This is a genomic window from Deinococcus murrayi DSM 11303, from assembly GCF_000482805.1.
Taxonomy (GTDB): domain Bacteria; phylum Deinococcota; class Deinococci; order Deinococcales; family Deinococcaceae; genus Deinococcus; species Deinococcus murrayi.
This window is the reverse complement of the sequence record NZ_AXWT01000017.1, coordinates 21,539-47,604: the sequence shown is the minus strand read 5'-3', so window position 1 is coordinate 47,604 and position 26,066 is coordinate 21,539. Positions and strand designations below refer to the sequence as shown.

At 70.9% G+C, this 26,066-nt stretch carries 32 protein-coding genes; 20 read left to right on the top strand and 12 right to left on the bottom strand.

Features of this window, described 5'->3' with window-relative positions:
- Positions 1-8 precede the first annotated feature (8 nt).
- On the bottom strand, positions 9-1,106 hold the full coding sequence (locus H565_RS0103035) for an aminopeptidase (protein ID WP_027459743.1): 1,098 nt from the start codon (positions 1,104-1,106) through the stop codon (positions 9-11).
- An 85-nt stretch (positions 1,107-1,191) separates the two neighbouring features.
- On the opposite strand from H565_RS0103035, the gene purU reads away from it, so the two are divergent.
- Complete coding sequence (purU, locus tag H565_RS0103030; RefSeq protein ID WP_157468858.1) at positions 1,192-2,094, top strand: formyltetrahydrofolate deformylase; 903 nt, start codon at positions 1,192-1,194, stop codon at positions 2,092-2,094.
- A 13-nt stretch (positions 2,095-2,107) separates the two neighbouring features.
- On the opposite strand, the gene H565_RS0103025 is transcribed toward purU, so the two are convergent.
- The 6 genes from H565_RS0103025 to H565_RS0103000 all read right to left on the bottom strand — a co-directional run bounded on the left by H565_RS0103025 (position 2,108) and on the right by H565_RS0103000 (position 6,193).
- Entirely contained in the window at positions 2,108-2,704 is a 597-nt protein-coding gene (locus H565_RS0103025) for an LON peptidase substrate-binding domain-containing protein (protein ID WP_027459741.1), read from the bottom strand.
- A 69-nt stretch (positions 2,705-2,773) separates the two neighbouring features.
- Entirely contained in the window at positions 2,774-3,580 is an 807-nt protein-coding gene (gene trmD, locus H565_RS0103020; protein ID WP_027459740.1) for a tRNA (guanosine(37)-N1)-methyltransferase TrmD, read from the bottom strand.
- 7 nt (positions 3,581-3,587) lie between these two features.
- Positions 3,588-4,127, bottom strand: coding sequence for a ribosome maturation factor RimM (gene rimM, locus H565_RS0103015; protein ID WP_027459739.1), 540 nt, complete (start codon positions 4,125-4,127; stop codon positions 3,588-3,590).
- 12 nt (positions 4,128-4,139) lie between these two features.
- Positions 4,140-4,379 (bottom strand): KH domain-containing protein, encoded by a 240-nt coding sequence (locus H565_RS0103010; RefSeq protein WP_027459738.1) that lies wholly within the window; start codon positions 4,377-4,379, stop codon positions 4,140-4,142.
- Positions 4,376-5,575, bottom strand: a complete 1,200-nt coding sequence (locus tag H565_RS14145) for an amidase (protein ID WP_051363384.1) — start codon at positions 5,573-5,575, stop codon at positions 4,376-4,378. The genes H565_RS0103010 and H565_RS14145 overlap by 4 nt, the downstream gene beginning before the upstream one ends.
- A 99-nt stretch (positions 5,576-5,674) precedes the next feature.
- Positions 5,675-6,193, bottom strand: a complete 519-nt coding sequence (locus H565_RS0103000) for an LEA/WHy family protein (protein ID WP_027459737.1) — start codon at positions 6,191-6,193, stop codon at positions 5,675-5,677.
- A 56-nt stretch (positions 6,194-6,249) separates the two neighbouring features.
- On the opposite strand from H565_RS0103000, the gene H565_RS0102995 reads away from it, so the two are divergent.
- Positions 6,250-7,233 carry a hypothetical protein gene (locus tag H565_RS0102995; protein WP_027459736.1) on the top strand — a complete coding sequence of 328 codons (984 nt, stop codon included), beginning with the start codon at positions 6,250-6,252 and terminating at the stop codon, positions 7,231-7,233.
- A 57-nt stretch (positions 7,234-7,290) separates the two neighbouring features.
- Complete coding sequence (locus H565_RS0102990; RefSeq protein ID WP_051363389.1) at positions 7,291-7,971, top strand: outer membrane lipoprotein carrier protein LolA; 681 nt, start codon at positions 7,291-7,293, stop codon at positions 7,969-7,971.
- A 129-nt stretch (positions 7,972-8,100) separates the two neighbouring features.
- On the opposite strand, the gene H565_RS0102985 is transcribed toward H565_RS0102990, so the two are convergent.
- Complete coding sequence (locus H565_RS0102985; RefSeq protein WP_027459734.1) at positions 8,101-8,718, bottom strand: C40 family peptidase; 618 nt, start codon at positions 8,716-8,718, stop codon at positions 8,101-8,103.
- Positions 8,719-9,062: 344 nt separating this feature from the next.
- Between H565_RS0102985 and H565_RS0102980 the strand changes: the two genes are divergently transcribed.
- The 9 genes from H565_RS0102980 to H565_RS0102940 all read left to right on the top strand — a co-directional run bounded on the left by H565_RS0102980 (position 9,063) and on the right by H565_RS0102940 (position 16,584).
- Complete coding sequence (locus H565_RS0102980; protein ID WP_027459733.1) at positions 9,063-9,455, top strand: hypothetical protein; 393 nt, start codon at positions 9,063-9,065, stop codon at positions 9,453-9,455.
- 29 nt (positions 9,456-9,484) lie between these two features.
- Complete coding sequence (locus H565_RS0102975) at positions 9,485-9,742, top strand: DUF1844 domain-containing protein (protein WP_027459732.1); 258 nt, start codon at positions 9,485-9,487, stop codon at positions 9,740-9,742.
- Positions 9,742-10,188, top strand: a complete 447-nt coding sequence (gene dtd, locus H565_RS0102970; protein WP_027459731.1) for a D-aminoacyl-tRNA deacylase — start codon at positions 9,742-9,744, stop codon at positions 10,186-10,188. Before H565_RS0102975 ends, dtd begins: the two co-directional genes overlap by 1 nt.
- An 89-nt stretch (positions 10,189-10,277) precedes the next feature.
- Positions 10,278-11,393, top strand: a complete 1,116-nt coding sequence (locus H565_RS0102965) for a peptidoglycan DD-metalloendopeptidase family protein (protein WP_034408191.1) — start codon at positions 10,278-10,280, stop codon at positions 11,391-11,393.
- Positions 11,394-11,423: 30 nt separating this feature from the next.
- Positions 11,424-11,855 carry a PaaI family thioesterase gene (locus tag H565_RS0102960; RefSeq protein WP_027459729.1) on the top strand — a complete coding sequence of 144 codons (432 nt, stop codon included), beginning with the start codon at positions 11,424-11,426 and terminating at the stop codon, positions 11,853-11,855.
- A 66-nt stretch (positions 11,856-11,921) separates the two neighbouring features.
- Positions 11,922-12,548: a leucyl/phenylalanyl-tRNA--protein transferase gene (gene aat, locus H565_RS0102955; protein ID WP_027459728.1), complete on the top strand. Its 627-nt coding sequence runs from the start codon at positions 11,922-11,924 to the stop codon at positions 12,546-12,548.
- A 64-nt stretch (positions 12,549-12,612) separates the two neighbouring features.
- On the top strand, positions 12,613-14,241 hold the full coding sequence (gene serA / locus H565_RS0102950; protein WP_027459727.1) for a phosphoglycerate dehydrogenase: 1,629 nt from the start codon (positions 12,613-12,615) through the stop codon (positions 14,239-14,241).
- Between the two features lie 60 nt (positions 14,242-14,301).
- A complete protein-coding gene (locus H565_RS0102945; protein ID WP_027459726.1) occupies positions 14,302-15,360 on the top strand; it encodes a WD40 repeat domain-containing protein in 1,059 nt (352 codons plus the stop codon).
- 72 nt (positions 15,361-15,432) lie between these two features.
- Positions 15,433-16,584 (top strand): aminotransferase class V-fold PLP-dependent enzyme, encoded by a 1,152-nt coding sequence (locus H565_RS0102940; protein WP_027459725.1) that lies wholly within the window; start codon positions 15,433-15,435, stop codon positions 16,582-16,584.
- A 37-nt stretch (positions 16,585-16,621) separates the two neighbouring features.
- Here H565_RS0102940 and H565_RS0102935 read toward each other — a convergent pair whose 3' ends face one another.
- Positions 16,622-17,257: a CBS and ACT domain-containing protein gene (locus tag H565_RS0102935; RefSeq protein WP_027459724.1), complete on the bottom strand. Its 636-nt coding sequence runs from the start codon at positions 17,255-17,257 to the stop codon at positions 16,622-16,624.
- Between the two features lie 136 nt (positions 17,258-17,393).
- Between H565_RS0102935 and H565_RS0102930 the strand changes: the two genes are divergently transcribed.
- From H565_RS0102930 to H565_RS0102920, 3 genes are all read left to right on the top strand, one after another.
- Positions 17,394-17,891: an OmpH/Skp family outer membrane protein gene (locus H565_RS0102930; protein ID WP_027459723.1), complete on the top strand. Its 498-nt coding sequence runs from the start codon at positions 17,394-17,396 to the stop codon at positions 17,889-17,891.
- A gap of 109 nt (positions 17,892-18,000) precedes the next feature.
- Positions 18,001-18,477 carry an OmpH/Skp family outer membrane protein gene (locus tag H565_RS0102925; RefSeq protein WP_027459722.1) on the top strand — a complete coding sequence of 159 codons (477 nt, stop codon included), beginning with the start codon at positions 18,001-18,003 and terminating at the stop codon, positions 18,475-18,477.
- Positions 18,478-18,559: 82 nt separating this feature from the next.
- A complete protein-coding gene (locus H565_RS0102920; RefSeq protein WP_027459721.1) occupies positions 18,560-18,973 on the top strand; it encodes a carboxymuconolactone decarboxylase family protein in 414 nt (137 codons plus the stop codon).
- Here the strand turns inward: H565_RS0102920 and H565_RS0102915 are convergent.
- On the bottom strand, positions 18,970-19,659 hold the full coding sequence (locus H565_RS0102915; RefSeq protein WP_027459720.1) for a hypothetical protein: 690 nt from the start codon (positions 19,657-19,659) through the stop codon (positions 18,970-18,972). The genes H565_RS0102920 and H565_RS0102915 overlap by 4 nt on opposite strands.
- A gap of 223 nt (positions 19,660-19,882) precedes the next feature.
- Here H565_RS0102915 and H565_RS0102910 point away from each other — a divergent pair, with 223 nt between their 5' ends.
- The 3 genes from H565_RS0102910 to H565_RS14140 are packed head-to-tail and all read left to right on the top strand — an operon-like array spanning position 19,883 to position 22,071.
- Positions 19,883-20,644 (top strand): electron transfer flavoprotein subunit beta/FixA family protein, encoded by a 762-nt coding sequence (locus H565_RS0102910; RefSeq protein ID WP_027459719.1) that lies wholly within the window; start codon positions 19,883-19,885, stop codon positions 20,642-20,644.
- The gene (locus tag H565_RS0102905; protein WP_027459718.1) at positions 20,641-21,591 is read left to right on the top strand and encodes an electron transfer flavoprotein subunit alpha/FixB family protein; all 951 of its coding nucleotides are present in this window, start codon (positions 20,641-20,643) and stop codon (positions 21,589-21,591) included. The genes H565_RS0102910 and H565_RS0102905 overlap by 4 nt, the downstream gene beginning before the upstream one ends.
- Positions 21,592-21,594: 3 nt before the next feature.
- A complete protein-coding gene (locus H565_RS14140) occupies positions 21,595-22,071 on the top strand; it encodes a phospholipase A2 (protein WP_051363383.1) in 477 nt (158 codons plus the stop codon).
- Positions 22,072-22,157: 86 nt separating this feature from the next.
- Here the strand turns inward: H565_RS14140 and H565_RS0102895 are convergent, their stop codons facing one another.
- A complete protein-coding gene (locus tag H565_RS0102895; protein WP_027459717.1) occupies positions 22,158-22,922 on the bottom strand; it encodes a YkgJ family cysteine cluster protein in 765 nt (254 codons plus the stop codon).
- Positions 22,923-22,956: 34 nt separating this feature from the next.
- Between H565_RS0102895 and H565_RS0102890 the strand changes: the two genes are divergently transcribed.
- Together H565_RS0102890 and H565_RS0102885 are read left to right on the top strand one after the other, a co-directional pair.
- A complete protein-coding gene (locus tag H565_RS0102890) occupies positions 22,957-23,994 on the top strand; it encodes an HD-GYP domain-containing protein (RefSeq protein ID WP_034408187.1) in 1,038 nt (345 codons plus the stop codon).
- 56 nt (positions 23,995-24,050) lie between these two features.
- Entirely contained in the window at positions 24,051-24,893 is an 843-nt protein-coding gene (locus H565_RS0102885; RefSeq protein ID WP_027459715.1) for a phosphotransferase family protein, read from the top strand.
- Positions 24,894-25,058: 165 nt separating this feature from the next.
- Here the strand turns inward: H565_RS0102885 and H565_RS0102880 are convergent, their stop codons facing one another.
- Complete coding sequence (locus H565_RS0102880; RefSeq protein ID WP_027459714.1) at positions 25,059-25,988, bottom strand: diacylglycerol/lipid kinase family protein; 930 nt, start codon at positions 25,986-25,988, stop codon at positions 25,059-25,061.
- Positions 25,989-26,066 lie beyond the last annotated feature (78 nt).

Here is a 26,066-nt window from a genome sequence, read left to right as displayed (position 1 = left end):
CACTCCGGTCAGAGGAACCTTCCCCCCTCCTGCAAGACTTCCCCATCCAGCGTCAGGCGGCCCTGCCCGCGCAGGTCGGTGATGAGGTCCCAGTGGATCGCGCTGGCATTCGTCCCCCCGGTTTCGGGGTACGAGCGGCCCAGGGCGAGGTGAACGGTGCCGCCCATCTTCTCGTCAAAGAGGATGTTGCCGGTTGGCGTCTGGATGCCGTAGTTCGTGCCGATGCCGAGTTCGCCCAGCCGCCGCGCTCCGGGGTCGGTGGCGAGAGCGGCCCGCAGCACGTCCTCGCCTTCCTCGGCGCTCGCCTCCACAACCTCGCCCGCCCGGAAGACCAGCCGCGCCCCGCGCACGACCACGCCGCCGTAGGTCGCGGGCACGGTGAAAGTGACCACGCCCTCGGCGCTCTCCTCGTGCGGCCCGGTAAAGACCTCGCCGCTGGGCATGTTGCGCTTGCCGTCGCTGTTGGCCCAGCCCCGCCCGCCCACCCGCAGGGTGAGGTCGGTGCCGGGGGCCTCGATGCGCACCGTGCTCGCGCGCGTGAGGCGCTCAATCAGCCGCGCTTGCATCTCCCGAACCTCGCCCCAGGCGGCGACCGGGTCGGGGCGGTCGAGGAACATCGCCCGCATGACAAAGGCCCCGAACTCGGCCTCCGTCATGCCCGCCTGCGCCGCCGCGTACGGGGTGGGGAAGAGGGTGAGGCTCCACTTCTTCCGCGCCCGGATGGCGGCGACCGGAGCGCGGGAGGCCGTCAGGCGGGCGCGGCGCTCCGCATCGCCGGGAGCGGGCGCTTCGGGGGTCAGAATCCGCAGGCTGCCGTCCAGCGCCTCCACGTCCGCGAGGTCGGCGGGGTGGGGGGAGTCGAGCACGGGGTCGGCGGCGAGTTCGGCCCAGTCGTCGTCCTGGCCGGGGTAGTCCAGCCGCACGGCGGGGCGTGCCCCCCGCATCAAGAGGGCGCGGGTGACCGCCCGCACCAGGGGCACGCCGGACACACCGCCCGCGACGAGCAGGCGCTCGCCGGGGGCCGCCGACAGGCAGTAGTTCGCCAGCAGCGCGGCGTGTGCGGCGGGGTCGTAGCTCAGGGCCGGGGAGGGGTCGGTGGTGTGCACCCGCCGAGGGTAGAGCACCCGGCCCCCTACCCGTGCGGACAACCCCGCCGCTCCCCTCCGGCGGCCCCGCTATCCTGCCCGGCACATGACCGAGCCGCACGCCCTGACCTCTCCGCCCCCCGCCCCCCACCCCGGCGACACGGCGGTCCTCACCGTGACCTGCCCCGACCGGGGGGGCATTGTGGCGGCGGTGTCGCAGTTTCTGTACAACCACGGCGCGAACATCATTCACTCGGACCAGCACTCCAGCGGGTTGGTGGGGGGCACCTTTTTCCTGCGGATGGAGTTTTCGCTCGCGGGGCTTGACCTCGCCCTCGACCCGCTGCGGCGGGCTTTTCAGACGGTGGTGGCGGACCCCTTCGGCATGGAGTGGCACCTCAGCGATGGGGCGCGGCCAGAGCGAATGGCCGTGATGGTGAGCCGCTACGACCACTGCTTCCTCGACCTGCTCTGGCGAGTGCGCCGGGGCGAGCTGAGGGTCGAGGTGCCGCTGGTCATCTCCAACCACGAAGACTTGCGCGGCGACGCGGAAACCTTTGGGGTGCCCTTTCACGTGGTCCCGGTCACCCGCGAGAACAAGGCCGAAGCCGAAGCCGAGCAGATTCGGCTGCTGCGCGAAGCCGGGGCCAACTTCGTGGTGCTCGCCCGCTACATGCAGATTCTGTCGGGGGATTTCCTGCGGGGGGTGGGTGTGCCGGTCATCAACATCCACCATTCCTTCCTGCCCGCCTTTGTGGGGGCCAATCCCTACCGGGCGGCCTTTGAGCGCGGCGTCAAGCTCATCGGGGCGACCAGCCACTACGTCACCGAGGAGCTGGACGCCGGGCCAATCATCGCCCAAGACGTCATTCCGGTCACCCACCGCGAGACGCCGGAGTCTTTGGTGCGCTTAGGCCGCGACGTCGAGCGCCAGGTCCTCGCCCGCGCCGTCAAAGCCCACGCCGAGCAGCGGGTGCTCGTGCACGGCAACAAGACGGTGGTGTTCTAGCCCGCTCGTTCAGCTAGTTCAGCTCCCGCGCCTCCAGCGGTACCGCCCCCCGCAGCACATCGAGGCGGTCGAGGAGGGTGGCGGCCCGCAGCGCTTCTTCCCGCACCTCTGCCTCCAGCGGCAGCAGGGCGGCAGCGTAGCTCGCCAGCAGCAGGGGCGTATCGGGGGCGTTGTGGCGAATGGTATCTGCCTGCGCGGGGTACAGCCGCAGCAGGTCGCTCAGCAGCCGCCGGGCGGTCGCTTCCTCGGCGGGCGCGCCCAGCGGGTCGGGTTCCAGCGGCCACAGCTCCACCTCAGCGCTGAGGTAGGCGTGACTGAGGTCAAACTCGCGCACCCGGAAGCGCTCGCCCCCCACCGTGAGAACGCTGCTGGTGCCGTCCTCGTGTCCCTCGGCCTCCAGCAGGTGCGCGAGGGTGCCCACCCGTCCCACCCGGTCCAGCAGGCTGGTGCCGCCCTCGCGCCGGGGCTGAAGCCGCACCACTCCGAACGGTTCGCCGCTGGCCTGCACCCTGGCAAGCAGGTCGCGGTAGCGGGGTTCGAAGATGTACAGCGGCAGCACCTGTCCTGGAAAGAGGACGGTGTGGGGAAGGGGAAAGAGCGGCAGCGACATATCTCTGCCGCCATGCTGCGCTTTTCCGCGCGGGGCAACGTCAGCCGGGACTACAGACCCGTATCACTCTCACCTCTCACCGCCCTGTTTCGGTTTGCGGGAGGGTGTGCGTCGGGGCGCGGGTGGGGGCGGGGCACCCCAGGCGGCGAGGTCCTCTGGGGTGGCCCCCAGCGCCAAGAGCGCCGCGCTGTCTTGCGGGGTGAGGCCCGCGCCCGGCAGCAGGTCGGGCCGCCGCGCCAGGGTGCGGGCCAGCGCTTGCTCGCGCCGCCAGCGCTCGATGGCCCCGTGATGGCCGCTGCGCAGCACCTCCGGCACTGCGTGGCCGCGCCACTCTGGGGGGCGGGTGTACTCCGGATAGTCCAGCAGGCCGCTGGAAAAGGAGTCGTGGCGGTGCGAGGCTTCGTCGCCCAGCACGCCGGGCCGCAGCCGCGCGACCGCCTCCAGCACGCAGGCCGCCGCCGCCTCGCCCCCCATGAGCACGAAGTCTCCCAGGCTCAGCTCGCGGGTGACGAGCGTCTCGACGCGGGCATCAAAGCCTTCATAGCGCCCGCACAGAAAAGCGAGGTGACTTTTGTGGCTCAGCTCCTCCGCCGTGCGCTGGGTAAAGCGCTCCCCGGCGGGCGTAAAGAGAATCACCTCGTCGGCGGGCGGCAAGCTGGCCAGCGCCCGCTCGGCCACGTCGGGCCGAATCACCATGCCCGCGCCCCCGCCGTAGGGGGTGTCGTCCACCTTGAGATGCTTATTGTCCGCAAAGTCCCGCATGTTGACGAGGCGCACCGCAATCAATCCGCGCGCCGCCGCCTTGCCCAAAATCGCCTCGGACGCAAAGGGCGCGAGCAACTCCGGAAAGAGGGTCAGGAAGGAGAATGTCAACACGCGGGTCTCACGCTTCCTCCGCCCCATCGCCCAGCAGGCCGGCGGGGGCGTCCTCGGTCAGGACGATGGCCTGCGGGCGACCCCCCCCCTCGCCCAGGCGCACCTCCACATAGGGGGCTTGCAAGGGCACAAAGTCCTCGCCCGCCGGGTGCGTGACCACCAGGAGGTCTTGGTGCCCGGCGTCCTGCACGTCCGTGACCTCGCCCAGGCGCTCGCCCGCGGCCCCGTAGACGGGCAGGCCACGCAGCTCGTGGTAATAGTACGTGCCTTCCTCCAGCGGGGGCAAGTCGGCGTCAGCGGCATACAGGTTGGCCCCGCGCAGGGCCTCGGCCCCCTCGCGGGTGGTCACCCCGGCGAGGTGCAGGGCCACCCCCGGCGCGAGGGGGTCGGCGCGGCGCACCCGCAGCCAGCCCCGGCCCTCCACCCACACCCGCGGCAGCTCCAGCAGGTGCGCGGGGTCCCCCAGCACATAGACCTTGACGCCCCCCGCCACCCCGTGCGGCCCCAGAAAATGCCCCAGCCGGGTGGTGTCTGGCGGCGGATTCATGCCCCCACCCCCTTAGCCCCCCCGCGGCGCGTCGAGGTCCACGTTGACCCGCTCGGCGGGGTCGGTCGCGGCCCGCACCAGGGTGCGAATTGCCTGAATAACCCGGCCCTGCCGCCCAATCAAGCGGCCTTCCTCGCCGGGGGCCACCCGCACGACGACGGTGGACCCCCGCCGCGAGGCCCGCACCAGCGCGGGCTGGTCCACCACGCTCTGCGCCAGGAAAAGGGTGAGGTCGACGGCATCGGTCTTCATGGGGGGCATTGTAGGGGAGGGGACAGCCCTTCGCCGTCCGCCGTCAGCGCGTGGGCCAATCCGAGCAGGCGGTCATCTGCGCCGCGCCGCCCCACAAGCTGCACGCCCGCAAAGGGCCGGGCGGTGGGCAGGGCCAGGGCGGGCAGCCCCAGCAGGCTGAAGGGGGCGGTCAGGCGCAGCACGGCGCGGCGCAGGGGAAGGCGGCCCCCCGGCAGCTCGGCCTCGTCGGTGCCCCAGCGGGGCGGGAGGGTAGGCACGGCGGGGGCGAGGAGGAGGTCGTACGTCCGCAGCAGGGTGTCCACCTGCGCCCGGTACTCTTCCCGGCGGGCGCGGGCCGCGGCCACCTCCTCCTCGCCGAGGGCCGCCCCCTGCCGCAGCGCCGCGAGGGTGGGGGGCAAGAATCCCGGCTCAGGCTGCCGCAGCGCTTCCCGGTGCACCTGCGCGGCCTCGCTCAGCACGATGGGCGTGTAGGCGTCCAGCATCTCCGGCAGCGTGACCGCCGCGAGGCTGGCCCCCCGCGCCGCCAGCCGCGCCGCGAAGTTCTCCGTGGCCTCCCGCACCTCGTCCGTGACCCAGCCCGGCGGCAGCCACAGGCCCACCCGCACGCCCGCCCACTCCTGCGCCGGGACGGGCTGGCCCGTCAGCGCCGCATGGACCCGAATCACCGTGTCCACGTCGCGGGCGAGCGGCCCGGCGTGGTCGCAACTGGGCGAGAGGGGCAGCACGCCCCCCGTGCTCCAGGCCGGATGCCCCCCCGTCGGCTTGTAGCCCACCACCCCGCACCACGCCGCCGGAACCCGAATAGAGCCGCCCGTGTCGGTGCCCAGCGCAAAGTCCACCTGCGAGAGCGCCGCCGTAACCGCCGCCCCGCTGCTGCTGCCGCCGGGCATGTGGCCGGGCAGGAAGGGATGCTCGGTGCCCCCCCAGGCGTTGTGCCCGGTGATGCCCAGCGCAATCTCGTGCAGGTGCGTCTTGCCGAGCGCCGCAGCTCCCAGCTCCAGCAGCCGCCGCACGAGCACGCTTTCCCCAACGGGCGGCAGAGGTGCCCGTGTGCTCGCCCGCAGCGGCCAGCCCGGCACGCCAAACAGGTCCTTTACGCTGAAGGTCAGCCCCGCCAGCGGTCCCTGCGGGGCACCGAGCCGGGGAGAAGCCGGGCGGTAGGCCCAGGCCCGCTGGGGGTCAGGGGTGGGGAACATGGAGGGGAAGCTATCAGCTGTGGGCTGCCAGCCGCCAGCTTCCAGAAACCAGCCGAGACTCTAGGAAACGGAGGGGACGGTTTTCGAGTTCCCCCTTCTTCAAAACGGCAAGATGGGCGGCTGCTGCCACACCCCCTGGGCCAGGGTGAAGGGGCCGAAGGAGGGTTGGCCCAGCCGCCCGAAGTCGGCGGTGAAGCGGCCATCGACCCGAAAGGCCACCGCCTGACCCCGCGCCACCCGCAGGAAGGCCCCGGCGGTCGTCAGGGTGACGGGCAAACGGACCTCGGCCACGAGCGGCCCCTCGCCCCGCGCCGGGAGATTCACACCGGGCAGGGTGACGGTGCCGACGTCCTCGCCGTCAAGGAGAAGCTGGGCGTCCACCCGTGCGAGCCGCACCGGGAGGGGGTTGGGGTTGCCCACCCGCAGCCGCACCGTGACGGCGGCGAGGGCCGGGTTGCCGCCTCCCCCCGGCAGGTTCAGCCCAGTCAGGCGCACCCCTTCCAGCTCAAAGGTGGGCACCTGCACGGCGGAGGGCAGCCCGGCCAGCGGCGCGCAGCCGCAGAGCAGGAGCGCCAGCAGGGACGCGGCGAGGAGGGCCGGACGCGGGAGCCGCTTCACGCCCCCCACGCTACCCCGTTCGCCTGCGGCCTGCCTGACCGGGGTACGCTGGCCCCATGACGGGCAGCAAGACGGGCAGAAGGTGGAGCGGGGAAACGGGGCGGCGGGTGCTCGCGCTGAGCGCGTTGTTAGGGGGCGCGGCGGGGGCGGCGGGGCTAGAGTTCGGGGTGACTGCCGCCGTGCCGAGCGGCTTGCTGCCCCGCGTGGCCGTGACGGACCTGGAGTGGGGACGCCTGAGCTTCGGGGCGGCGGCGAGCACGCGGGCGCTGGAGGCGCGGGTATCGGGTGGCCTGAGCCTGCCGCCCGCCGGAGCCGTCACCCTGACGGGCGGAGCCGCCGTGACAGGCCGGGGGGGCGTGCGGCTGGAGACCCGTGCGAGCGGCACCCTGGGACCCGTGGCCCTCAATGTGGGGGTGCGGGCCTTTACCGCCCCCGCGACCGACGTGGACCCCCTCGCCGCCTGGAGCCTGGCTCCCACCGACGAGCGGGCGCGGGGTTGGGGAGCCGACCTGACCGCCCGCTACCGCCTCAGCCGCACCCTCGTCGCGGTGGCGGGGGGCGAGGTGGGGCCGCAGCCCCAAGCGTTTGCGGGGGCCGAGTGGCGGCGCGAGCTGACCCGGCCCCTCCCCCCACCGGAGGGGGACGACCCCGCAGCGGACCCCCTCACCGAGCGCGTCGGCAGCCTGACCCTGCGGCTGGGGGCGCGGGCGGGCGCGGACGTGCTGGGGGTGACGGGCGGGGTAACCTACGCCGCCGAGACGGGTCCGAGCGCGTCCGTGGACGTGCTGGCCGGGCCGGGGAGTTGGGGGGCCGTTGGGAGCGTGGGCCTGCCGGGCCTGCTCGGCGAGGAGAGCGCCGCCCGCCTCTATGTCGCCTACGAGCCGTGGCGCCGGGCCACCGCGTTGCGCGCCGGAGCTGAGTTGGAGCGGCCCCTCGGCCCCGGCACCCTGCTCGCCGAGGTGCGGGGGGGGAGCGGAGGCTTCGGGGTGCGGGGGACCTACCGCTTTTCGCTGGGTGGCGGGGAAGGACCCGGAGAATAGCCCTGCTGACTGTTCCCGGCGGCGTGAATGCCCCGTCAGCCCCGGTCCCGCCTTCTCATGGGGGGGAATGACAGACTGCCGGACGTGAAGCCTTTTCTTTCTTTCCTGACCCTCGCCGCACTGGTGTCGACGGCGGGTGCCCAGACCGCGCAGGACATTCTCAAGCGGGTGGACAGCGCCCAGAAATCGGCCAAGGACGTGTCGTTCCGCCTCAGCGGGAGCGCGACCCTGGAGTCGCAGACCCAAAAGATTGACCTCACCGTGCGCTCTATCCCCGCGCAGGGGGTGGCCCGCATCCAGTTTGCCGCCCCCGATGCGCTGGCCGACAACATCGTCGTGGCCGACCGCAACGAGGTCCGGCAGTACCTCTTCCTGACCAACCAAATCACGGTCACGCCCCTGAAGAAGGCGACCGCTCAGGCGGGCCTGGGCGGACTGGACTTCGCCCGCTTGACGAACGTCTCGGACCTGCTGAACGACTATGACGTGCGGTTGCTGAGCACCGCGACCTCCGGCGGTAGCAAGGTCTATCAGCTCGAAGCCACGCCCAAAAACGGCGGCGACAAGGCCCGCGTGTGGATTACCGAAGCGGGCTGGCGACCCACCCGCATCCAGTTCCTGGGCAGCGGCAACCGCGTCCTCGCCGACCTCACCGTTTCCAACTACCGCGTCAACAGTGGCCTGACGGTCGCGGGCCTGCGGACCCTGCCCAAAGACGCGCAGGTGATTCGGCAGTAAGGGGGAGCGCTCAGCCGCCCGCAATGCCCCTCCGCTTCAGCTCCGGCTGAAGCTTTTTTGCTGACGGCTTCCAAACGCAGCGCCCCCACCAATGGGCGGGGGCGCTGCGGTCAATGAAAGGGAAAGAGGTTAGCTCAGGACGCGGCGAGCACCGATGTAGCGGCTGGCCCAGTAGGGGTTGCTAAAGAGCGGCTCGATGACGGTGCGGCCCTGGTAGCTGTTGGCGTTGGCCATCAGGCCGTCGCCGACGTAGATGCCGACGTGGCTGGCGACGCGGCCCGTGGTGTTAAAGAACACCAGGTCGCCGGGCATCAGGTTGCGGCTGCTCACGGCGTAGCCCATGCGCCACTGCGCCGCCGCTGTGCGCGGCAGGTTGATGCCGAGCTGCCGGAAGACCAGCGCGGTGTAACCGGAGCAGTCGATGCCCCGCCCGCCCGTGCCGCCCAGTGCGTAACGGATGCCCAAGAAGCGCGAGGCGGCGGCCCGCACGTACGCGCTGCTGCGGGGGGCGGCGGGGGCTGCCGGAGCCGCGGCGGTGGTGGGGGCGGCACCGCCCACATTCAGCTTTTGCCCCACCTGGATGGTTGTCGACCGCAGACCGTTGAGCTGCATGAGCTGCGCGGGTTCCATTCGGTACATGCTGGCGATTTTGGAAAGCGTGTCTCCCGCCTTGACGGTGTAGGTGGCGGCGAGGGCGGGCGCGCTGCCCAAGGCGGCGGCAATCAGGAGGACGCGGAAGGCTTTCATCGACCCGGCGAGTTTAACGGCCCTTCATTCTTTTTTCCTTAATCCTTGAGGGAAATAGGACTTTTTATGCGCCTATACGCCCTCTATGCGGCCCTACTCGCGATGAAATGAGGAAAAATGGCTCGTCAGCTTCAAGCTTCTCAGAATATGACTCATTTCTGAACGAGTTCGGTTTTTGGCGATGGGGACGGGAGCTTTGGGTGTCCCTCAGCCGGGGGCGAATATCATATTTCTCATCATGGTGGCGGGGACTGGTTCAGCTCCTGGAAAAGGTCTCCGGCGCGTGGGGCGGCCTATACTCCTGTTCACTGTGGGCCGGGGAGACCAGTCCGGCTGGAGGAGCGATGAAGGAACCCATGACGACCGAACAGCTCTTGCAGGGTCTCAAGCACTACCGCCGCATTGCCCGGCAGGACATGCTGCGGGCACCGGAAACGCCGCACCCGGAGGCTTTTTTGCGGCACGCCGAGAGTCGCCGGGCGCTGTACGTCGAGCTGGGGCAGTATGCCGAGGCGCACGCCAGCGACGAGGTGGTGGCCTACGCGCTCTCGCTTTACCGCGCCCTGCCCTTTGTGACCGGGACGCCAGAGCATGAACACGCCGATATCAAGGGCCGCGAGAATGCTCTAGAAAACTTCTTCCTGCTTGTGGGCCTCGACCCCAAAACCCGCCGGGAGGCCCGCCGCCACCGCCCCAAGCTGGGCACGGCCCCGGCAGAGGTCCCGGTCCAGAGCTGAAGCCTCACCCCCTTTGTAGACTGCGCCCCATGCCCCACCCCGATTTCGTCGGACTCGTGAGCAGCCTCCAGGCCACCGCCGAGGCCGCGCTCGGCGACCTCAACGCCGCGACCGCCAGTGCCGCCCGCGACGGCCTGCTGGAGGAAGACCGCGCTCGCCAGACCGCCGAGCGCTCATTGCGGCTGCTCACCATGCTCGCCGAGAAGACCCGCGGCAACCTCGACTTCACCGAAGCCGAGCTGCTCACCAGCGCCATCGGCAGCCTGCGGGCGCGGCTGGGAAACTAGTGCGGGCGGTCGTGCAGCGGGTTGCCCGCGCCACCTGCACGGTGGGGGGCCGGGTGACCGGTGAGACGGGACCCGGCCTGCTCGTGCTGCTGGGGGTCGCGCCGGGGGACACTCCCGAAACGGCGCGGGCACTGGCGGGCAAGATTGCGCGGCTGCGCCTCTTTGCGGACGAGGCGGGCAAGATGAACCTCAGCGTGCTCGACATTGGCGGCGGGGTCCTGAGCGTCAGCCAGTTCACCCTCTTCGCGGATACCCGCCGGGGGCACCGTCCCGGCTTTTCGGGGGCCGCGCCCCCCGAACAGGCCCGCGCCCTGTACGCCGAGTTTAATGCGGGGCTGCGGGCCTGCGGGCTACCCGTGGGGGAGGGGGTCTTCGGGGCGCACATGAGCCTCGACCTCACCAACGATGGCCCGGTCACGCTGGTGCTGGACACCGAGCGGCCCTGAGAGCGGCACGGCTCCGGCGGGACCGGGGGTGGCGGCCCGACCCCCCGGTTTCATCCGGCGTCCCGGCAGCGGCGGCTATCCTGCCGGGCATGACCGCCCCCCGCCGCCGGGTTTCCGTCCGTCCAGTTTGGCTCCTGGTCTGGGCCGCCGCGCTCCTGCTGGGGGCGGCGGATGCGGCCCACACCGTCGTCAAGGGCGACACGCTGTATTCCATCGCCCGCAAGTACGGCACGACGGTCGAGGAGTTGCAGCGCCTCAACGCCCTGACGGGGACCACCATCGAAATCGGGCAGGTCCTGCGGTTGCCCGGCGAGGGGCCGGGGCAGGGGTCGGCAGCGGCCAGCCCGCCCCCACCGGCCCCGGCTCCGGCGGCCCCGCCCCTCACGGTGGTGCCGCGGTTGGAGGGCGTCGCGGTGGCGGCCCCCGCGAGCGTGCGCATGGGAGACGCCTTTGTGCTGCGCCTCAGCGGGGCGCGGGCACACGAGGCCACCGTGCGGTTTCTCAGCGAGGTGGGCGAAAACGTTCGGCAGCCCGCCGAGCGCCTCAGTCCGCTGGGGGCAGCGGGCGAGTACGTGGTGCTGGGGCGGGTGGTGCTGGGCAAGACCACCCCGGTGACCTACGAGGTCGCCCTGGGGGGGCAGGCCCTGCGCGGCAGCATCCCGGTCACGGGTCTAGGCCAGACGGTGCAGCACCTCAACCTGCCCCCCGCCATCAGCCGCCGCCTCGAAGACCCCGGTCGCAAGGCGGAAGACGCGGCGGTCGAGGCGGCCTACGCCCGCCGCACCCCGCAGGTCTGGACCCGGCCCTTTGCGCCCGCCGTGAAGGTCAAGGCTCAGAGCAGCGCCTTTGGGCAGCCGCGCACCTACGTGGCGGGCGGCCCGGTGCAGTATCACTACGGCACCGATTACCCCGCCCCCGTGGGAACCCCCGTCCTGGCGGTGAATGACGGCACCGTCGTCGTCGCCGGGATGTACCCGGTGCGCGGCGGCCTCGTCGTCATCGACCACGGGGCAGGCCTCACCAGCTTGTATTTCCACCAAAGCCGCGTGACCGTCAAAGTCGGCCAACAGGTCACCCGCGGCCAAAAGATTGGCGAAGTCGGCTCGACGGGCCTGAGCGCCGGGCCACACCTGCACCTGGAGATGCGGGTGCGCGGCGAGGGCACTGACCCGGCGGGGTGGATGAATCGGTTGTGGCCGAGATAGCGGTTAGCCAAGAGCTGCTAGCTTCTCCCCATGCTCCCCAGCCTCGACCACCTCAATGCCCTGGGCGACGGCCACCTGCCTGGGTTGTTGGGCATTCGTTTTACCCACGCCGAGCCTGGCCTGCTGCGCTCTGAACTCACCGTGCGGTCCGAACTGCTTGCGCCCAACGGCTTTCTGCACGCGGCGTCGGTGGTGGCGCTGGCGGACACGACCTGCGGCTACGGCACTCGGATGCTGCTGCCCCAGGGGGCGACTGGATTTACCACCATCGAACTCAAAAGTAACCACCTCTCGACCGCCCGCGAGGGGGTGGTCACCTGCGAGGGCCGCGCCGTGCACGCCGGGCGCACCACCCAGGTCTGGGATGCCGAAGTGCGAGGACCGGAGGGCCGGGTGATAGCGCTCTTTCGCTGCACGCAGGCGGTGCTGTACCCCAAGGGGTCAGTGGGGAGTGGGCAGTAGGGAGTGGGGAGCTAAAAAGCCCAAGCTTTTCTTTCCACACGCCACAAGCCACAAGCGACAAGCCTTATGCCTCATGCCTCCCACTTCCTCCAGCACCCCGACCCCCTGACCCGCGAGGTGGCGCGGGGGTATGCGGCGGGGGCTTTTTTGATGGACGGTGGCGACGGAGTGGAGTGGTATTCGGCCCGGACGCGGGCGCTGGTGCCGCTCTCTGAGGAAGAGGGCTTGCATGTCGCTCGGCGGCTGCGGCGCGAGCTGGGGCGTTTTGAGGTGCGGGTGGACACGGCCTTCGCGGAGGTGGTGGAGGGCTGCCGGGGCCGCCTGCCGGGGTCGCCCCCGCGGGACGGCGAGTGGATCAGCCCGCCGCTGGCCACGGTATACGCCCACCTGCACCGCACCGGGCTGGCCCACTCCTTTGAGGTGTGGCGCGGCGAGGAACTCGCGGGCGGGGTGCTGGGCCTTAGCCTGGGCGGGGCCTTTCTCGCCGAGAGCAAGTTTCATCGGGTGACGAACGCGAGCAAGGTGGCCCTCATCCGCCTGGCGGAGTACCTGCGGGCGCGGGGCTTTACCCTGCTGGACGCGCAGGTTCAGAATCCGCACCTTGCCCGGCTGGGGGTCTACGAGGTGGGCGAGCGGGAGTACGCCCGGCGGCTGCGCTCGGCCCTGGCGCTGGACGTGGCCTTTGCGCCTTGACCTCGCTGGGCCTTCCTAGCCAGCCCCCCGCCGCACTCGCCCCGCGCCCCCTTACGCTGGGGACATGACCCTTCCGCTCACGGCCCGGCCCGCCTCCGCCCCGGCGACCCCGCTCCGGGTTCTGATTTGTGACGAGATGAACCCCGGCTCTCTCGACCACGAGGGGTTCGAAATCACCTACGAGGGGAACCTCCCGCGGGAGGAAACGCTGCGGCGCTTGCCGGAGTATGACGCCCTCATCACCCGCAGCCGCACCCGCGTGGACCGCGAGTTGCTGGAGGCGGCAGGGCCTCGCCTGCGGGTGATTGGGCGCGGGGGGGTGGGGGTCGACAACATCGACCTCGACGCCTGCTCGCGCCGGGGCATCCTGGTGCTCAACGCCCCGGAGAGCAACAACGTCTCTGCCGCCGAACTCGCCCTCGCGCACCTGCTGGCTGCGGCGCGGGGCCTGACCCGCTCGGACCGCCTGACGCGGGCGGGCGAGTGGGACCGCCGGTTTCTGGGCACCGAACTCAAGGACAAGGTGCTCGGCATTGTGGGCCTGGGCCGCATCGGGTCCATCGTGGCGGACCGGGCGCAGGGGCTGCGGCTGCGGGTGGTCGCCTATGACCCCTACGTTCCGGAGAGCAAGTTTGAGCGGCTGGGCGTCGAGCGGGCCGCCACCCTCGAAGACCTCCTGGACCGGGCCGACTTCCTGACCGTGCACACTCCCCTCACCGAGGAGACGCGGGGGCTGATTGGGGCGCGTGAACTTGCCCGCTTGCGGCCCGGCGCGGTTGTCGTGAATGCGGCGCGGGGCGGCATCGTCGACGAGGAGGCGCTCGCGGCGGCCCTGCGCAGCGGGCACCTGTTGGGGGCCGGGGTCGACGTGTTTGTCGAGGAACCGCCCGCGCCGGGACACGTGCTGCTCAGCGCTCCGAACCTCAGCCTCACCGCGCACCTGGGCGCGAACACCGTGGAAGCGCAGGAGCGGGTCGGGGCCGAAATCGTGGGCCGGGTCCTCGCCGCCCTGCACGGGGACGTCAGCCGGGGGGCCGTAAACGCGCCCGCCCTCGACCCCCGCACCCTGGAGGCGCTGGGGGGATATCTGGAACTGGGCGAGAAGCTGGGGCGCATCCTGACCCAACTGCTGCCCGGAGCACATGACCTGGAGGTGACCTTTCGGGGCGACTTTCCCGCCGACCCCGCGCCCGTCGTCACGGCGGCCCTGGTGGGCTACCTGTCGGGCAGCACCGACGAGACGCCCAACCTGATTAACGCCCGCGCCCTCGCCCGCGAGCGCGGGCTGAGCCTCACCGTCCGCGAGGACGCCCAGAGTCCCGACTACCAGACCGAAGTCATCGTGCGGGCGACCGCCCACGGCGAGGGGGGCCGCCCCCGCACCCGCACGGTGGGGGGCACCGTCTTCGGGCGCAGCCCCCGCCTGACCCGCTTGCGCGACTTCCGAGTCGAACTCGCCCCGGAGGGCCACATCCTGATTGCCTCCAACCAGGACCGCCCCGGCGCGGTGGCCGCCCTCTCTGCCCTGCTGGGGGGCTGGGGGGTCAACATCGCGGGGATGGCCCTGGGCCGCGCCGAGCGGGGCGGCCAGGCCCTCTTTACCCTCACCCTCGACGACGGTCTCACCGCCGAGCAACTCGCGGCCATTCGTGCCCTCGACATGATTGACTCGGCGTATCTGGTGCAGGTCTAAGGGCACCGGACGCCGATTCCTCCACACCCGCCCCCGCCGCCTCCGCGCTAGCCTGACCGGGTGAAGCCTAGCCCCTGCGCCCGGCCCGGCGGCGCTGCCCTTACGGGGCGGCGCGTTCGGTCCCTGCTCGTCCTTTTCGCGCTGGCTCCCGCCCACGCCCAGACGACTGCGAGCGAGCGGCGGGTGCCCCCTGACCCCCTGGTGGTGGTGGGGGTCGCCCCCGCTGCCCTCCCCGTGACGCCAGGGGCGAGTTCCGGCCTCGTCGCGGTGCGGGGCCGCTACAGCGCCCAGGTTCGGCTGCTCGACGCCGCGACAGGCGAAAGCCGCCGCTCGGTCATGCTGCCGCCCGAAGCCCTGCTGGATGTGCCCCCGGCCCTCAGCCACGACGGGCGCTGGCTCGCCGTGGTGCTCACCCCAGACCCCCTCACCCGCGCCGGGCGGGTCGGTGTCCTGAGCACCTATCAGACCTCTGCCTCTGCCCCCACCTTTCAAAAGCTGCTCGTCGCGGGGGGCCTCACCGGGACGACCTCCCTCGCCTTTAGTCCGGACGGCACCCGGCTGGCGGCGGGCAACCGCAACGGCTACGCGCAGCTCTGGGACTGGACGGCGGCCCGGCGCGTGACCACCGTGACCAGCCAAAGCGGGGGCGAGCCGACCGCCCTGCCCTTTAGCCCCGACAGCCGCCTCTTCGCCCCCCTCTTCCGGGGCCAGACCAAGACGCGCCTTTTTGAAAGCGGCACGGGAGCGCTGCGGACCACCCTGAACGGGGTGGGCTACGGCACCTTCACCCCCGACAGCGCGGGAATGCTCGCCTCGCGGGGCCGCCTCATTCGCCTATCGGACGGCAAGGAACTGCCCCCGCCCCCCTACCTCGCGGGCACCAGCGGGGTGATTGGCTTTAGCGCGGACGGCAGCCGCGTCCTGGTGCGCCGCGCCGGGGTCGACGTGCAGGGCCGAGAGTGGCTCGAGCTGCGCGAGGTGGCCACCGGGCGCACCCTGGGGGCGATTACCCGCGTCTGGGACGGCTGGCCAGAAGCGCTGAGTCCCGACGGCACCACCTGGATTGGCGGCGACGGCGAAGGCGGGGTGCGCCTGCTGCCCCTCGCGCCGCCGCAGTAGGGGCAGGAGGTCTCGCCCCCCCGTCTGGGCAGCGGGTACCCCCCGGCGCGGCCCCGCCGGTATGCTCCCCCCATGCGGCCCCCCCACCTGCCCCTCAACCGTCAGCGCCTGATTGCCCCCGGCCCCGTCGAGGTCGAACCCCAGGTGCTGCTCGAACTCGCCCGCCCGCAGCCGCACCACCGCTCGCCGGAGGGCATCGCCGCCCTGGCGGAGGCGCGGGCCAAGCTAACGGCCCTGCTGGGTGACCCCTACGACGCGGTGATAACCACCAGCAGCGGCACCGGGGCTTTTGAGGGGGCCTTGGTGAGCCTGACCCCGGAGGGGGCCAAAGTGGTCAACGCCCAGGCGGGCAAGTTCAGCGAGCGTTGGGGCGAGATGGCGCAGCGGCTGGGGTACCGGACCACGCTCGTCGCCAAGCCCTGGGGCGAGCTGCTCGACCCGCAGGAGGTGGCAGACGCCTGCCGGGATGCCCATACCCTCCTCGTTACCCACAGCGAGACGAGCACCGGGGCGCTGCATGACCTCGCCGCCATCGCGGGGGCGGCCAAGGCGCAAAATCCCGACCTGATTGTCATCGCCGACTGCATCACCTCCTACGGGGTGGCCGAGCTGCGCCCCGCCGAGTGGGGGGTGGACGCGGTCGTCAGCGGCAGCCAAAAGGGGACCGCCACGCCGCCTGGCCTGGGCTTCGTGCTGTTTGACCCGCAGGTGCAGGAGCGAATGGTCCCCGCGACGGGACGCGGCTTTTACCTCGACCTCACCCGCGAACTGCGCGGGCAAAAGGCGGGCAACACCCCCCAGACCCCGGCCATCAACCTCATCGTGGCCCTATCTCGCGCCCTGGACCGCCTCCTGAGCGTGCCCCGCGAGGTGCTCTGGGCCGAAAAACGGCGGCAGGCGGATGCCTTGGTCGCGGCGGGGGAGGCGCTGGGCGCTCCGGCCTGGGCCGCCCGGACCTCCCCCGCGGTCGCGGTGCTGCGCCCCCCTGCGCCCCTCACCGGGCGGCAGGTGGCGGCCCGCCTCGCCGAGATGGGCCAGCGGGCGCTGCCCGGCCAGGCCCCGCACGAGGATACGGTCTTTCGCGTCTCCACGCTGGGCTACGCCGACCGCTACGACGCCCTGGGCATCGCGGGCATCCTGGAAGATGCCTTTGCCAGCCTCGGCGTGCCCTTCACGCGGGGTGCGGCGGTGTCGGCGGCGTGGCGGGCGCTGGGGGAGGGCTGAGGAAAGCCGCCAGCGCGGGGGGGAAAAGAGCGCTGCCCTAGTCGAGCACGTCGATTCCGGCAGCCCGCACCCGGTCTTTGACCTCCCGCGCCCCCTCGCCCGTCACGCGCATCACGAAGCGGCGCCGGGGCTGGCCGCCCTCATCGTGGTGGCCGTAGGTGGCCACGCTGATGATGTTGCTGGGCTGCGCGGCCTGCGCGGCGCGGGCGAGGCTGCCAGGGGTGTCGGGCATGTCGAGGGTGAGGCGGGTGCCCCCTTCTTTCAGGCCCATGATGTCCACAAAGGCCCGCAGCACGTCTGTGATGGTGATGATGCCGGTGACCCGTCCCGCCGCGTCCAAAACGGGCAAGCCGCCCACCCCGTGCTCCTGCATGCGCAGGGCGGCGTCTTCCATGTACTCGTCTTCCTGGGCGGTGAGCACCGGGCGGGCCATCATCTCGGCGACGGTCAGTTTGCTGAGCAGGTAGTTCAGCTCCCAGACGCTGAGGGTGGTCGCCTTGCTGGGCATCGCGTCTTTGAGGTCCTTGCGGGTGGTGATGCCCACCAGCCGCCCCCCCTCCATCACCGGGAGGCGGCGAAAGCCCCGTTCCTTGAGAATCCGCAGGGCGTCCATCACGGGCGTATCGGGCGTGACCGTCAGGGGGTCACGCGTCATCCAGTCGCGGACAAGCATGACTCAGCTTACCTTCTCAGACGCCGGGCGTAAGCCCCCAAAGGCCCGCAGAGCTGACGCCCCACTGACGGGGGAATGTGAGCCAACCGAGCAGAACTTCATGCCGCTCAGAAAGGGCCGTGCTAGCGTGCGACGCATGAAGATGAACGCCAAGGCGCTTGCCCCCGCAGCCCTCGTGGCCGCGTTTGGCCTGGGGACTCTCGCTCCTCACGCCCAGACCACCCCCCAGAAGGTCGGCTTTGTTGATGTCCAGACCATCATGAACGCTCAGCCGGTGGGCAAAGAACTGACCGAGCTGCGCCAAAAGGCCGAAGCCGAACTTGGTGCCTTGGAAAAGCAGATTCGTGACATCGACGCCAAGGGTGCTCAGGCCACCGCCGCCGAAAAGGACAAGCGCACCCAGCTCGTGGGCACCCTCCAAGCCCGCGCCAAGGCCTACGACACCCAGATTCAGGGCATGCAGGCCCGCGTGACGGCAGCCGAAAAGGCCGCGGACGCTGCCATCAGCACCGTCGCCAAGCAAAACGGCTTCGCCATCGTGATGGACCGCCGTGTCGCCGCGACCAGCGGCCTGGTGGTGTTCGCCGAGAACAACACCGACCTGACCGAAGCGGCGGTCAAGGCCCTGAAGTAAGCGCGTTTCTTGTCTCTCTCCCCGCGCAGGCTGACGGCATGGCCCCCGCACCTGCGGGGGTCTCGCCTTGCGGTGATGTTTCAGGAGTCCCCTCCGAAAGGAAGTGCCCATGCATTACGCCCTGTTCCTCCTGCCGCTGGCTCTGCTCAGCACGGTGCCGCAGGCCCAGCAATCCCGCGCACGCGTCGGCTTCGTGAACGTGCAGCAGGCGGTGGCTGCAATGCCGAACTCCGCCAATTATCTCAGCTTGCAAAAGCGGGTCGACGCCGATCTAGCGGCCAAGCAGGCGAACTTGCAAAAACTTGCAACGCAAGCCCAGAAGACCCGCAAGGCCGCTGACGTGCAGGCCTACCAAAAAGCGCAGCAAAGCCTCGTGGCCGCCCAGAAGAACTACAACGCCCGGCTCGCCAAGGAGTTCGCGCCCCTTCAGAGCCGCCTCAACTCGGTCGTCGCTGCGGTGGCCCGCTCCAGTGGCTTTACGGTGGTGCTCGACCGCCGCGTCGCCGCGCAGTCGGGAGTGGTCGTGTACGCCAACACCGCTGTGACGGACCTCACTCCCGCCGTGGTCAAGGCCCTCAAGAAATAGAGCAAGAGACGGTGTCTCTGCGGGGGGGTGGCCTTTTTCCTGATGGGGAGGGGCCGCCCCCCCGTACTGCTAGCCTGCCCCTATGGCCGATGCCAACGACCAGCCCCGCGCCCGCACTCAGATTTTCGGGGCGCAGGAGGAGCGTATCCTCACGCGCCTTTCCCGCCTCGACCCCGACCTGATGGCCTACATCCGTGACTTTGCCTATGACACGGTGTATGAGCGCCCTGGCCTCGACCTCAAGACCAAGGAACTGCTCGCCTGCGCCCTGCTCACGGCGCTGGGCAGCCCCCCGGAACTCCGGACCCACCTGCGCGGAGCGCTGCGAGCGGGCGCGACCGAGGCCGAGGTGCGCGAGACGCTGCTCTTCTGCGTGCCGTACCTGGGGTTTCCACGGGTGGTGGCAGCGTTCGGCCAACTCGAAGCGCTGCTGAACTCCGCTGCGAAAAGCTCCCCGTCCACTGGGGAAGAGGAGCCTGAGAAGAGCAGCGATTAGAAGCCCGTCTTGAGGCCGATGCGGGCCTTAAAGACGGTGCCGGGCTGGCGGTAGACGCCCTGAGCGGCTCCGGGGTCAGTGGGCGTGCCGCTGGACTGACGCACGCTGACCGCGCCGCCGAAGAACTGGTCAATCCCCAGGTCGCCCACGATGCTGAGGTTGTTGCCAATCGCGTAACTTGCCATCAGCCCCGCGCCGATGCCGAAGTTGTTGCTGGAGTAGGTGGTCCGCTCGTTCTCGTAGTTGATGGCCCCCTGGAAGAGGCCGTAGCGGGCACCCGCATAGACCAAGCTGTTCACGCCGGGGGCAACCTGGCCGAGCGCGTAGGTGCCGTCCAAGCTAAACACGGTGGCGCTGCCCGTTTCGGTGGCCCCAAAAATATTCTTGAGGTCGCCGAGGGTGAGCGCGGCGTTGCCTTCGCCCACGAGCGCGGCATTGTCATTCAGGCGGTCCGAGTTAGCGAACGCCACCCCCACCTTCACCCCAAAGGGACCCGCCACGTTCGGCGCGTGCACGAAGACTTCACCGCTCAGGCCGCCCGCGTAGCCCCCGGTGAGGCCGAGTTCGACGCCGCTCAGGCCCGTGCTGATGGGGGTGGCGGGAATCGCGGTCACGGTGGTTGTGGTGGTCTGAGCGCCCGCTGTGGCGAGGGCGGCGGCAGCCGTCAGAGCAAGGAAGTGTTTCATCTCCCCCGCAGCCTGGGCCACAAGCATGAGCTGCGCCCCTCATGAGTTTGACGGCGGCTTTATGAATGGGAGATGGGTCGGGGGGTGCCCCCCCGCCAAAGGCCAGGCTGCTAAACTTGCACCGAGTCCAAGAAGTGGGACGGCCAGTTCTGGTCCTTCCGCTCTGGACAGCGCCCGGCAGATTGTCGCGGTGGGGGGAGCCCCGCTTTATCCTGGAGGCCACATGAAGATTCTGACGCTGGTAAGACAAGTGCCCGACGCAGAGGCCCGCGTAAAAATCAGTGGGGGGCAGGTCGATTTGGAGGGGGCCACCCTGGTGATGGACGGCATGGACGAGTACGGGGTAGAAGAAGCCCTGCGCCTGCGCGAGGGCGGCGCTGCCGTTGAAGAGATTGTCGCGCTGGCCACCGGTCCCAAGCGGGTCGAGGACGCCTTGCGAACCGCCCTGGCGATGGGGGTAGACCGGGCCATTCACGTCGAGACGGACCAGGCCCTCGACCCCATCGCCCTCAGCCGGGTGGTGGCGCAGGTGGCCCAGGCAGAGGGCGTGAGCCTGATTTTGGTGGGGGGGCAGGAAGCCGACTGGGACAGCCAAGCGTTGGGAGCCGCGACCGCCGAGCGCCTGGGCTGGCCGCAGCTCACCTGGACAAACGAACTCGCGCTGGAGGGCGACACCCTCACGGGCCGGCACGATGTGGACGACGGCAATGAGAGCTTCCGCGTCCCCCTGCCCGCCGTCGTGACCACCCAGCAGGGCCTCAACGAGCCGCGTTACCCGACCCTGCCCAACATCATGAAGGCCAAGAAAAAGGAACTGCGCAAGGACACGCTGGACGCCTACGGCGCGGCGCCCACCGTGCGCGTGGTGGGCAGCGACATCCAGACCCGCGCCCGCCTCAACAAGATGATTGACGGCAAGGACCCGCAAGCCGCCGCTGCCGAGCTGCTCGACCTCCTGCGCAACGAAGCGAAGGTGATTGCATGATTCTGATTGTTGCCGAACACGCGAGCGGCCAGCTCGCCAAAGCCACTCTGGAGATGGTCACCGCCGCCCGCGAGTCGGGACGCGAAGGCCCGGTGACGGTGCTCGTGCTGGGCCAAGGGGTGGCCGAGGTGGCGAACGCCGCCGCTGCGGTCGCCGAGCAGGTGCTGGTGGCTGACCTGCCCGCGCTGGCGCGGTATGACGCCGAGCTGTGGGCCGCCGCAACCGCCCAGATTGCCCGCGAGGGCGAGGCGCACACCGTCCTCATCGGGGGCAGCCGTTCGGGGCGCGAGTTTGCCCCCCGCGTGGCCGTCAAGCTGGACGCCCCCTACCTCGAAGACGTGATTGCCCTGCGGGCGAACGGCGCGGCCCTGCAAGCCCAGCGCTACACCTACCTCGCCCGCGTGACCGAGACGGTGGAGGCTGAGGCCCCAGTGACCGTCGTGACCGTCAAGCCTGGTTCCTTTGCCCCCGCGCCGCCTGCTGGGGCCACGGGCGAGCAATACGACGTCGAACTTGACCTGCCCGCCCCCCGCGTGGAAGTGACGGGCCGCAGTGTAGAGAAGACCAACCGGGTGGCCCTGACCGAAGCCGACGTGATTGTGACCGGCGGGCGCGGGGTGGGCAGCCCCGAAAACTTCACGGCCTACGTAGAAGGCCTCGCCGACCGCCTGGGCGCGGGCGTGGGCGCGACCCGCGCCGTCGTGGATGCGGGCTGGCGGCCCTACGCCGAGCAGGTCGGGCAAACGGGCAAGACCGTGCAGCCCAAGGCTTACGTCGCGCTGGGCGTGAGTGGCGCGGTGCAGCACCTCTCCGGCATGGGCAAGAGCAAGTACATCATCGCCATCAACAAGGACGCCGAAGCCCCCATCTTCAAGGTGGCCGATTACGGCATCGTAGGCGACGTGAACCAGATTGTGCCCGCATTGATTGAGGCCACCCGGAAATAGGCTGTGGGCCTGCCCAAGCTGCTGCTGGCGGCGGTCCTGAGTGGCGGGGTGCTGGGGTCATGCGCCCCGGCACTCTTTCCTGATGTTCCAGGCCGGGACGACAGTGCGGTGGCGGTCGTCAAGCGGCTGGGCTGGGGCACGCCGGAAGCCTTTGCGGCGGCGCGGCCCCGGCTGGAGCCGCTGTGGCCCGCCCTCGATTGGGAGAACAACGGGTGCAGCGCCCCGCAGGGCCTGGGCCTGGGCTACCGCGACGACTTCGCCCCGGCGTGCGTGGTGCACGACTTCGCCTATCACAACCTGCGGGTGCTGGAGCCGACCGCGGCCAACCGCCGCGCCAGCGACGAGGCTTTCCGGGCCAACCTGCGGGCCATCTGCGCCCGCCACCCCCCGGCAGCCCAGCCCGCCTGCTTCTCGGCGGCGGAAGCCTATTTCTGGGCGGTGCGGTGGAGGGGGCAGACGCGGTTCGCGCCGGGAACGTAAGTCGCCAGGTGTTGGGAATCCGTCGCCTTATGTTCCCAGACTTCAACCTCGGCCCAGGCTTTCTTGCTGCAAGCCGGCGCTTCCCATCAGCCAATCTCCAGCACCATTTCATGCGCCAGCCCGGCCCGCCGCGCCGCCTGCCACGCGCCGCGGGCGTCGCCCCGTTCGACCCGGCTCATGAAGTCTTCCCGCCGGGCCAGGGTGGTCAGGGTCCAGAAGTCGCCCCAGACCTCCAGGCCCCAAGCTTGGCGCATGGCGTGGGCAGCGGCGGCCCAAACGGGTTCGGAGAGGTGCTCTAGCGGGGCAAGGTAGTGCAGCTCGCCGTCGGTGCCGGGAGTGCGGGCGACCTCACGGGCGTAGTCGGCCCGTTCGCGGCGGCTCAGGCGCTCCCAGGTTCCGGCGGCGCAGTAGCGGGCGGGCAGCGCGCTGAAGGTGTCGCGGCAGCGGGTAGGCCGAGCGTCGTAGTGGCGGCAAGCGCCCGTCTCGCGGTCGAGAAGCGGGCAAAAGCCCACCTCGCGGCGGTGCCGCTCGACGTAGGTTTCTTCGTCGGGGGCGGTGCGGGCATTGTGCAGGACCTGCCGGGCGTGCGCCTCCACGCGGGCCGCGTCTGCCTCGCCGAGCGCCCTGGCGGTGACGAGCGCTTCGGCCAGGCTCACCCGAATGGGCATGTCGCAGCAAGCAAAGCACCCCGCCCCGCAGTACACCCGCCCGCCGCGTTCGCGGTAGCGGCTGAGCCAGGCTTCGGCCTGCCGGGTATAGCGGGCGTAGCCGCGCTCGACGGCCCCCGTGACCGCGGCAAAGCGCCCGGCGGGGGGAGGGGAGGCAGGGAGGGCCGGACGAGAATGCGTCACCGCAGGAGCCTAGCGCGGGTATAGTGGACACAACGTGTTCAGGCGCTCCCGTCCGACGCAGCCTCCCTCCGGGTCTGAGGCGGCTTCTGTTCCGTCCTCTCCAGCCTCTGCCGACGCGACCGCGCTCCTCGCGGGGCTGCTGGCGCGGCCCAGCACGGCGAACGTGTTGGAGGGGGCGCTCGGCCACGCGGCGCGGCTGCTGGGCGGCGGGGCCAAGGGCTACGCGGTGCTGGGCCGGGGCGCGGCCTCCATCGCCGCCGTGCACGGCTACCCCCGTACCCTGCTGGGCGTCACGCTTGACGGGCCGTGGGCCACGGCGGGAGGGCGTCCGCAGTTGTTCCAGGGCCGCGACCTCTACGCGGCGGCCAACCCCCCGGAAACCCTGGCCCGGCTGGAGGGGGCCGGGGCGCGGCAAGCCCCCCTGAGTTTCGTGGTGCCGCTCACCGACCACGGGCGCACGCTGGGGGCGCTGGTGCTGGACTGCCCGGCAGGCACGAGCCTCAGTTCGGCGGCGCAGGCGGCAGTCACTGCCTGGGCGGGGGCGGTCGCGCCGCTGGTTGCCGTGCTCGAAAGCCGCCGCGAGTGGCGGGAGACGGCCCGCCAGATTGCCTCGGCGGTGGTCGAAGCAGTCGAGAGCCGCGAGTTTGACGCGCTGGGCCATGGGCGAGCGGTCGCGGACCTGGCGGCGCGGCTGGGCGAGGCGGCGGGCCTCTCGCCCCGCGAGCGCGAGGAACTGTGGTATGCCGCCCTGCTGCATGACCTGGGCAAGATTCACGGGGAGCCGGGGCACGCGCAGGTCGGGGCCAACTTTCTCCACAGCGTGCCGCACCTCTCGGAAGCGGGACGGGCCATTCGCCACCACCACGAGCGCTGGGACGGCAGTGGCGAGCCGGACGGCTTGGCGGGCGAGGCCATCCCGCTTTATGCCCGCATTCTCGCCGTCGCCAACGCCGCGGCCCATGCGGGCGGCAATCTCGCTGTGGTGCAGGTGCTCTCCGGCACTGCCCTCGACCCCCAGCTGGTCGAGTTGCTCGCAGAGTTGCCCCCGGTCCCGGCGGGTGCCGAAGCCTGAGGGAGCTTCGCCGACGGCTTGGCCTGACCCCCGCTGCGCCCCGCTATGATGCCCGCGTGACCCTGGGCGGCCTGCCACTCCACCGTTTTCCCGTGCTGGAAGCCCGCTTCGGTCCCCTCACCCCGATGGATGCGGGCATGCAAAGCCGGGTGTATGTCGCCGCAGGTGGCGACGTGGTAATCAAGGTGTACCGCACCCAGCGCGGCGAGCACCAGCTCGAAGCCGCCAACATGCGCCGTGCTGGGCTGGGGGCCTGGGTGGTGGACGCGCTGGAGGCCGACGGCATCGAGGCCCTGATTCTGCGCCGCTTTCCGGGGCGGCCCCTGACCGCTGCCGATGTCCCGGACGCCTTGCCCCGGCTGCGCGAGATTCTGGGAACGCTGCACCGCGAGCGGGCGGGGTGGGTCGACCTGCGCCGGGTGCGCGAGCGGCTGCGGCGCTTTCGCTCGGCGCTCGCGGCCTATCCCCTCGACGACCTTTTCTGGGCGGTTGAAGACCCGCTGGAGCGCGGCTTGCTCGACCAGCCCGCCGCGTTTTGCCACCTTGACCTGTGGCACGACAACATCCTCATCACGCCGCCGGGAGCTGCGAACGGGGCCGGGCGCGACGTGCTCGTCATCGACTGGACCAAGGCGGGCTGGGACGACCCCCTGCGAGACCTCGCCCTCCTGAAGACCGGGACCCTCGACCTCCTGCCGCCCGGCGAGAGCCTGGAGGCGGCCCTGACTTTCCTCCCCGACCGCGCCCCCGCCACCCTGACCCGGCTGCGGGCCTACCTCGCGCACACCTACCTGCACGACCTGTACTGGTTTTTGATGAACGAACCCTACGAGTTCGACCGCCAGCGCCCCCTCAAAGAACGCCTCGCCCGGCATGTGCTGGCGCGGCTGCCGGGGTAATACGGACTCCGATTGAATCGTTGACGAAGTAGATTCAATCCGAGCAGAGCGAGAAGGAAAGAAACGGGTTCCGGTTTGTTCAAGAAGCGGACGGAACCCTCATAAGGAAGCGGCTGTCTTCCCCCCAAGCCGAGAGCGGACGGCTGACCGCTCACGGGCCACCCGCTACTCCAACAGCAGCACCGCCCCCGGCAACACCTCCGCCCGCACCCCGGTCGCTCGGCCCAGCACGTCGCCGTCGAGGTGCAACCAGGTGGGCCTCTCCCACCGCAGCTCGGCCACTCGGCCCGCCCGGTGGTGCACCCTGGGGTCGCTCAGGTGACGGCCCGGCAGCACCAGCGCCATCAGCCGCAGCACCTGCCGCCGCCCCAGCGGGCCGCTGACGACCACGTTGAGCAGGCCGTCACGCGGGTTGGATTCGGGGCTGATATGAAAGCCGCCCCCATAGCGGGTGCCGTTCATGACGGCGGCAAGGATGCTGGGACCTTCATACAGCAGCTCGCCGTCGACCTCCGCGCGGACGGGGGTAAGGGTGAGCCAACGCAGGGTACTCAGGGCGGCCCAAGCGTAGCGCCCCAGCCCTGGCAGCCACGCGGGGGCGTCCGGCAGCCGGGCGGTGAGCTGCGCGTCAAAGCCTAGGCCCAGGCCATTGAGCAGCAGATGCGTCTCACCCGCGTGTTCGCCGCCCTGCACCGTCACCCGCAGGGCGTCCGCCGGGCGAGGCGGCCCCGCCAGCCGGGCGAGCGCCGCCCCGAAGTCTCCCGGCTTGAGGCCTAGCATCCCCGCATAGTCGTTGCCGGTGCCCAGCGGCACGAGGCCCAGGGGCCGCCCGGTGCCCACCAGCGCGGGGAGCAGCGCCCCGACCGTGCCATCGCCGCCCACCGCCAGCACCGCCACGTCGGGCGGCAGCGCCTGCACCCGCGCCCGCGCTGCCGGGCCGCTCGCCTCCCGAATGACCTCGTATATCAGCCCCCGCGCCCGCAGCTCGGCCTCCAGCCGGGGCCAACTGCGCCCGGCTAGGCCCCGCCCGGCACTGGGATTGAGGACGACGGCATAGCGGAGAGCGGGGGCTGGCGATGAAGGTGCCTGGGTCACGTTGAGCGCAGGATAGAGGAGGAGAGAGGCGAAGAGGAAAGCCGCCGTCCGCCAGGCCATCGTCTCCCTGGGAAGCGA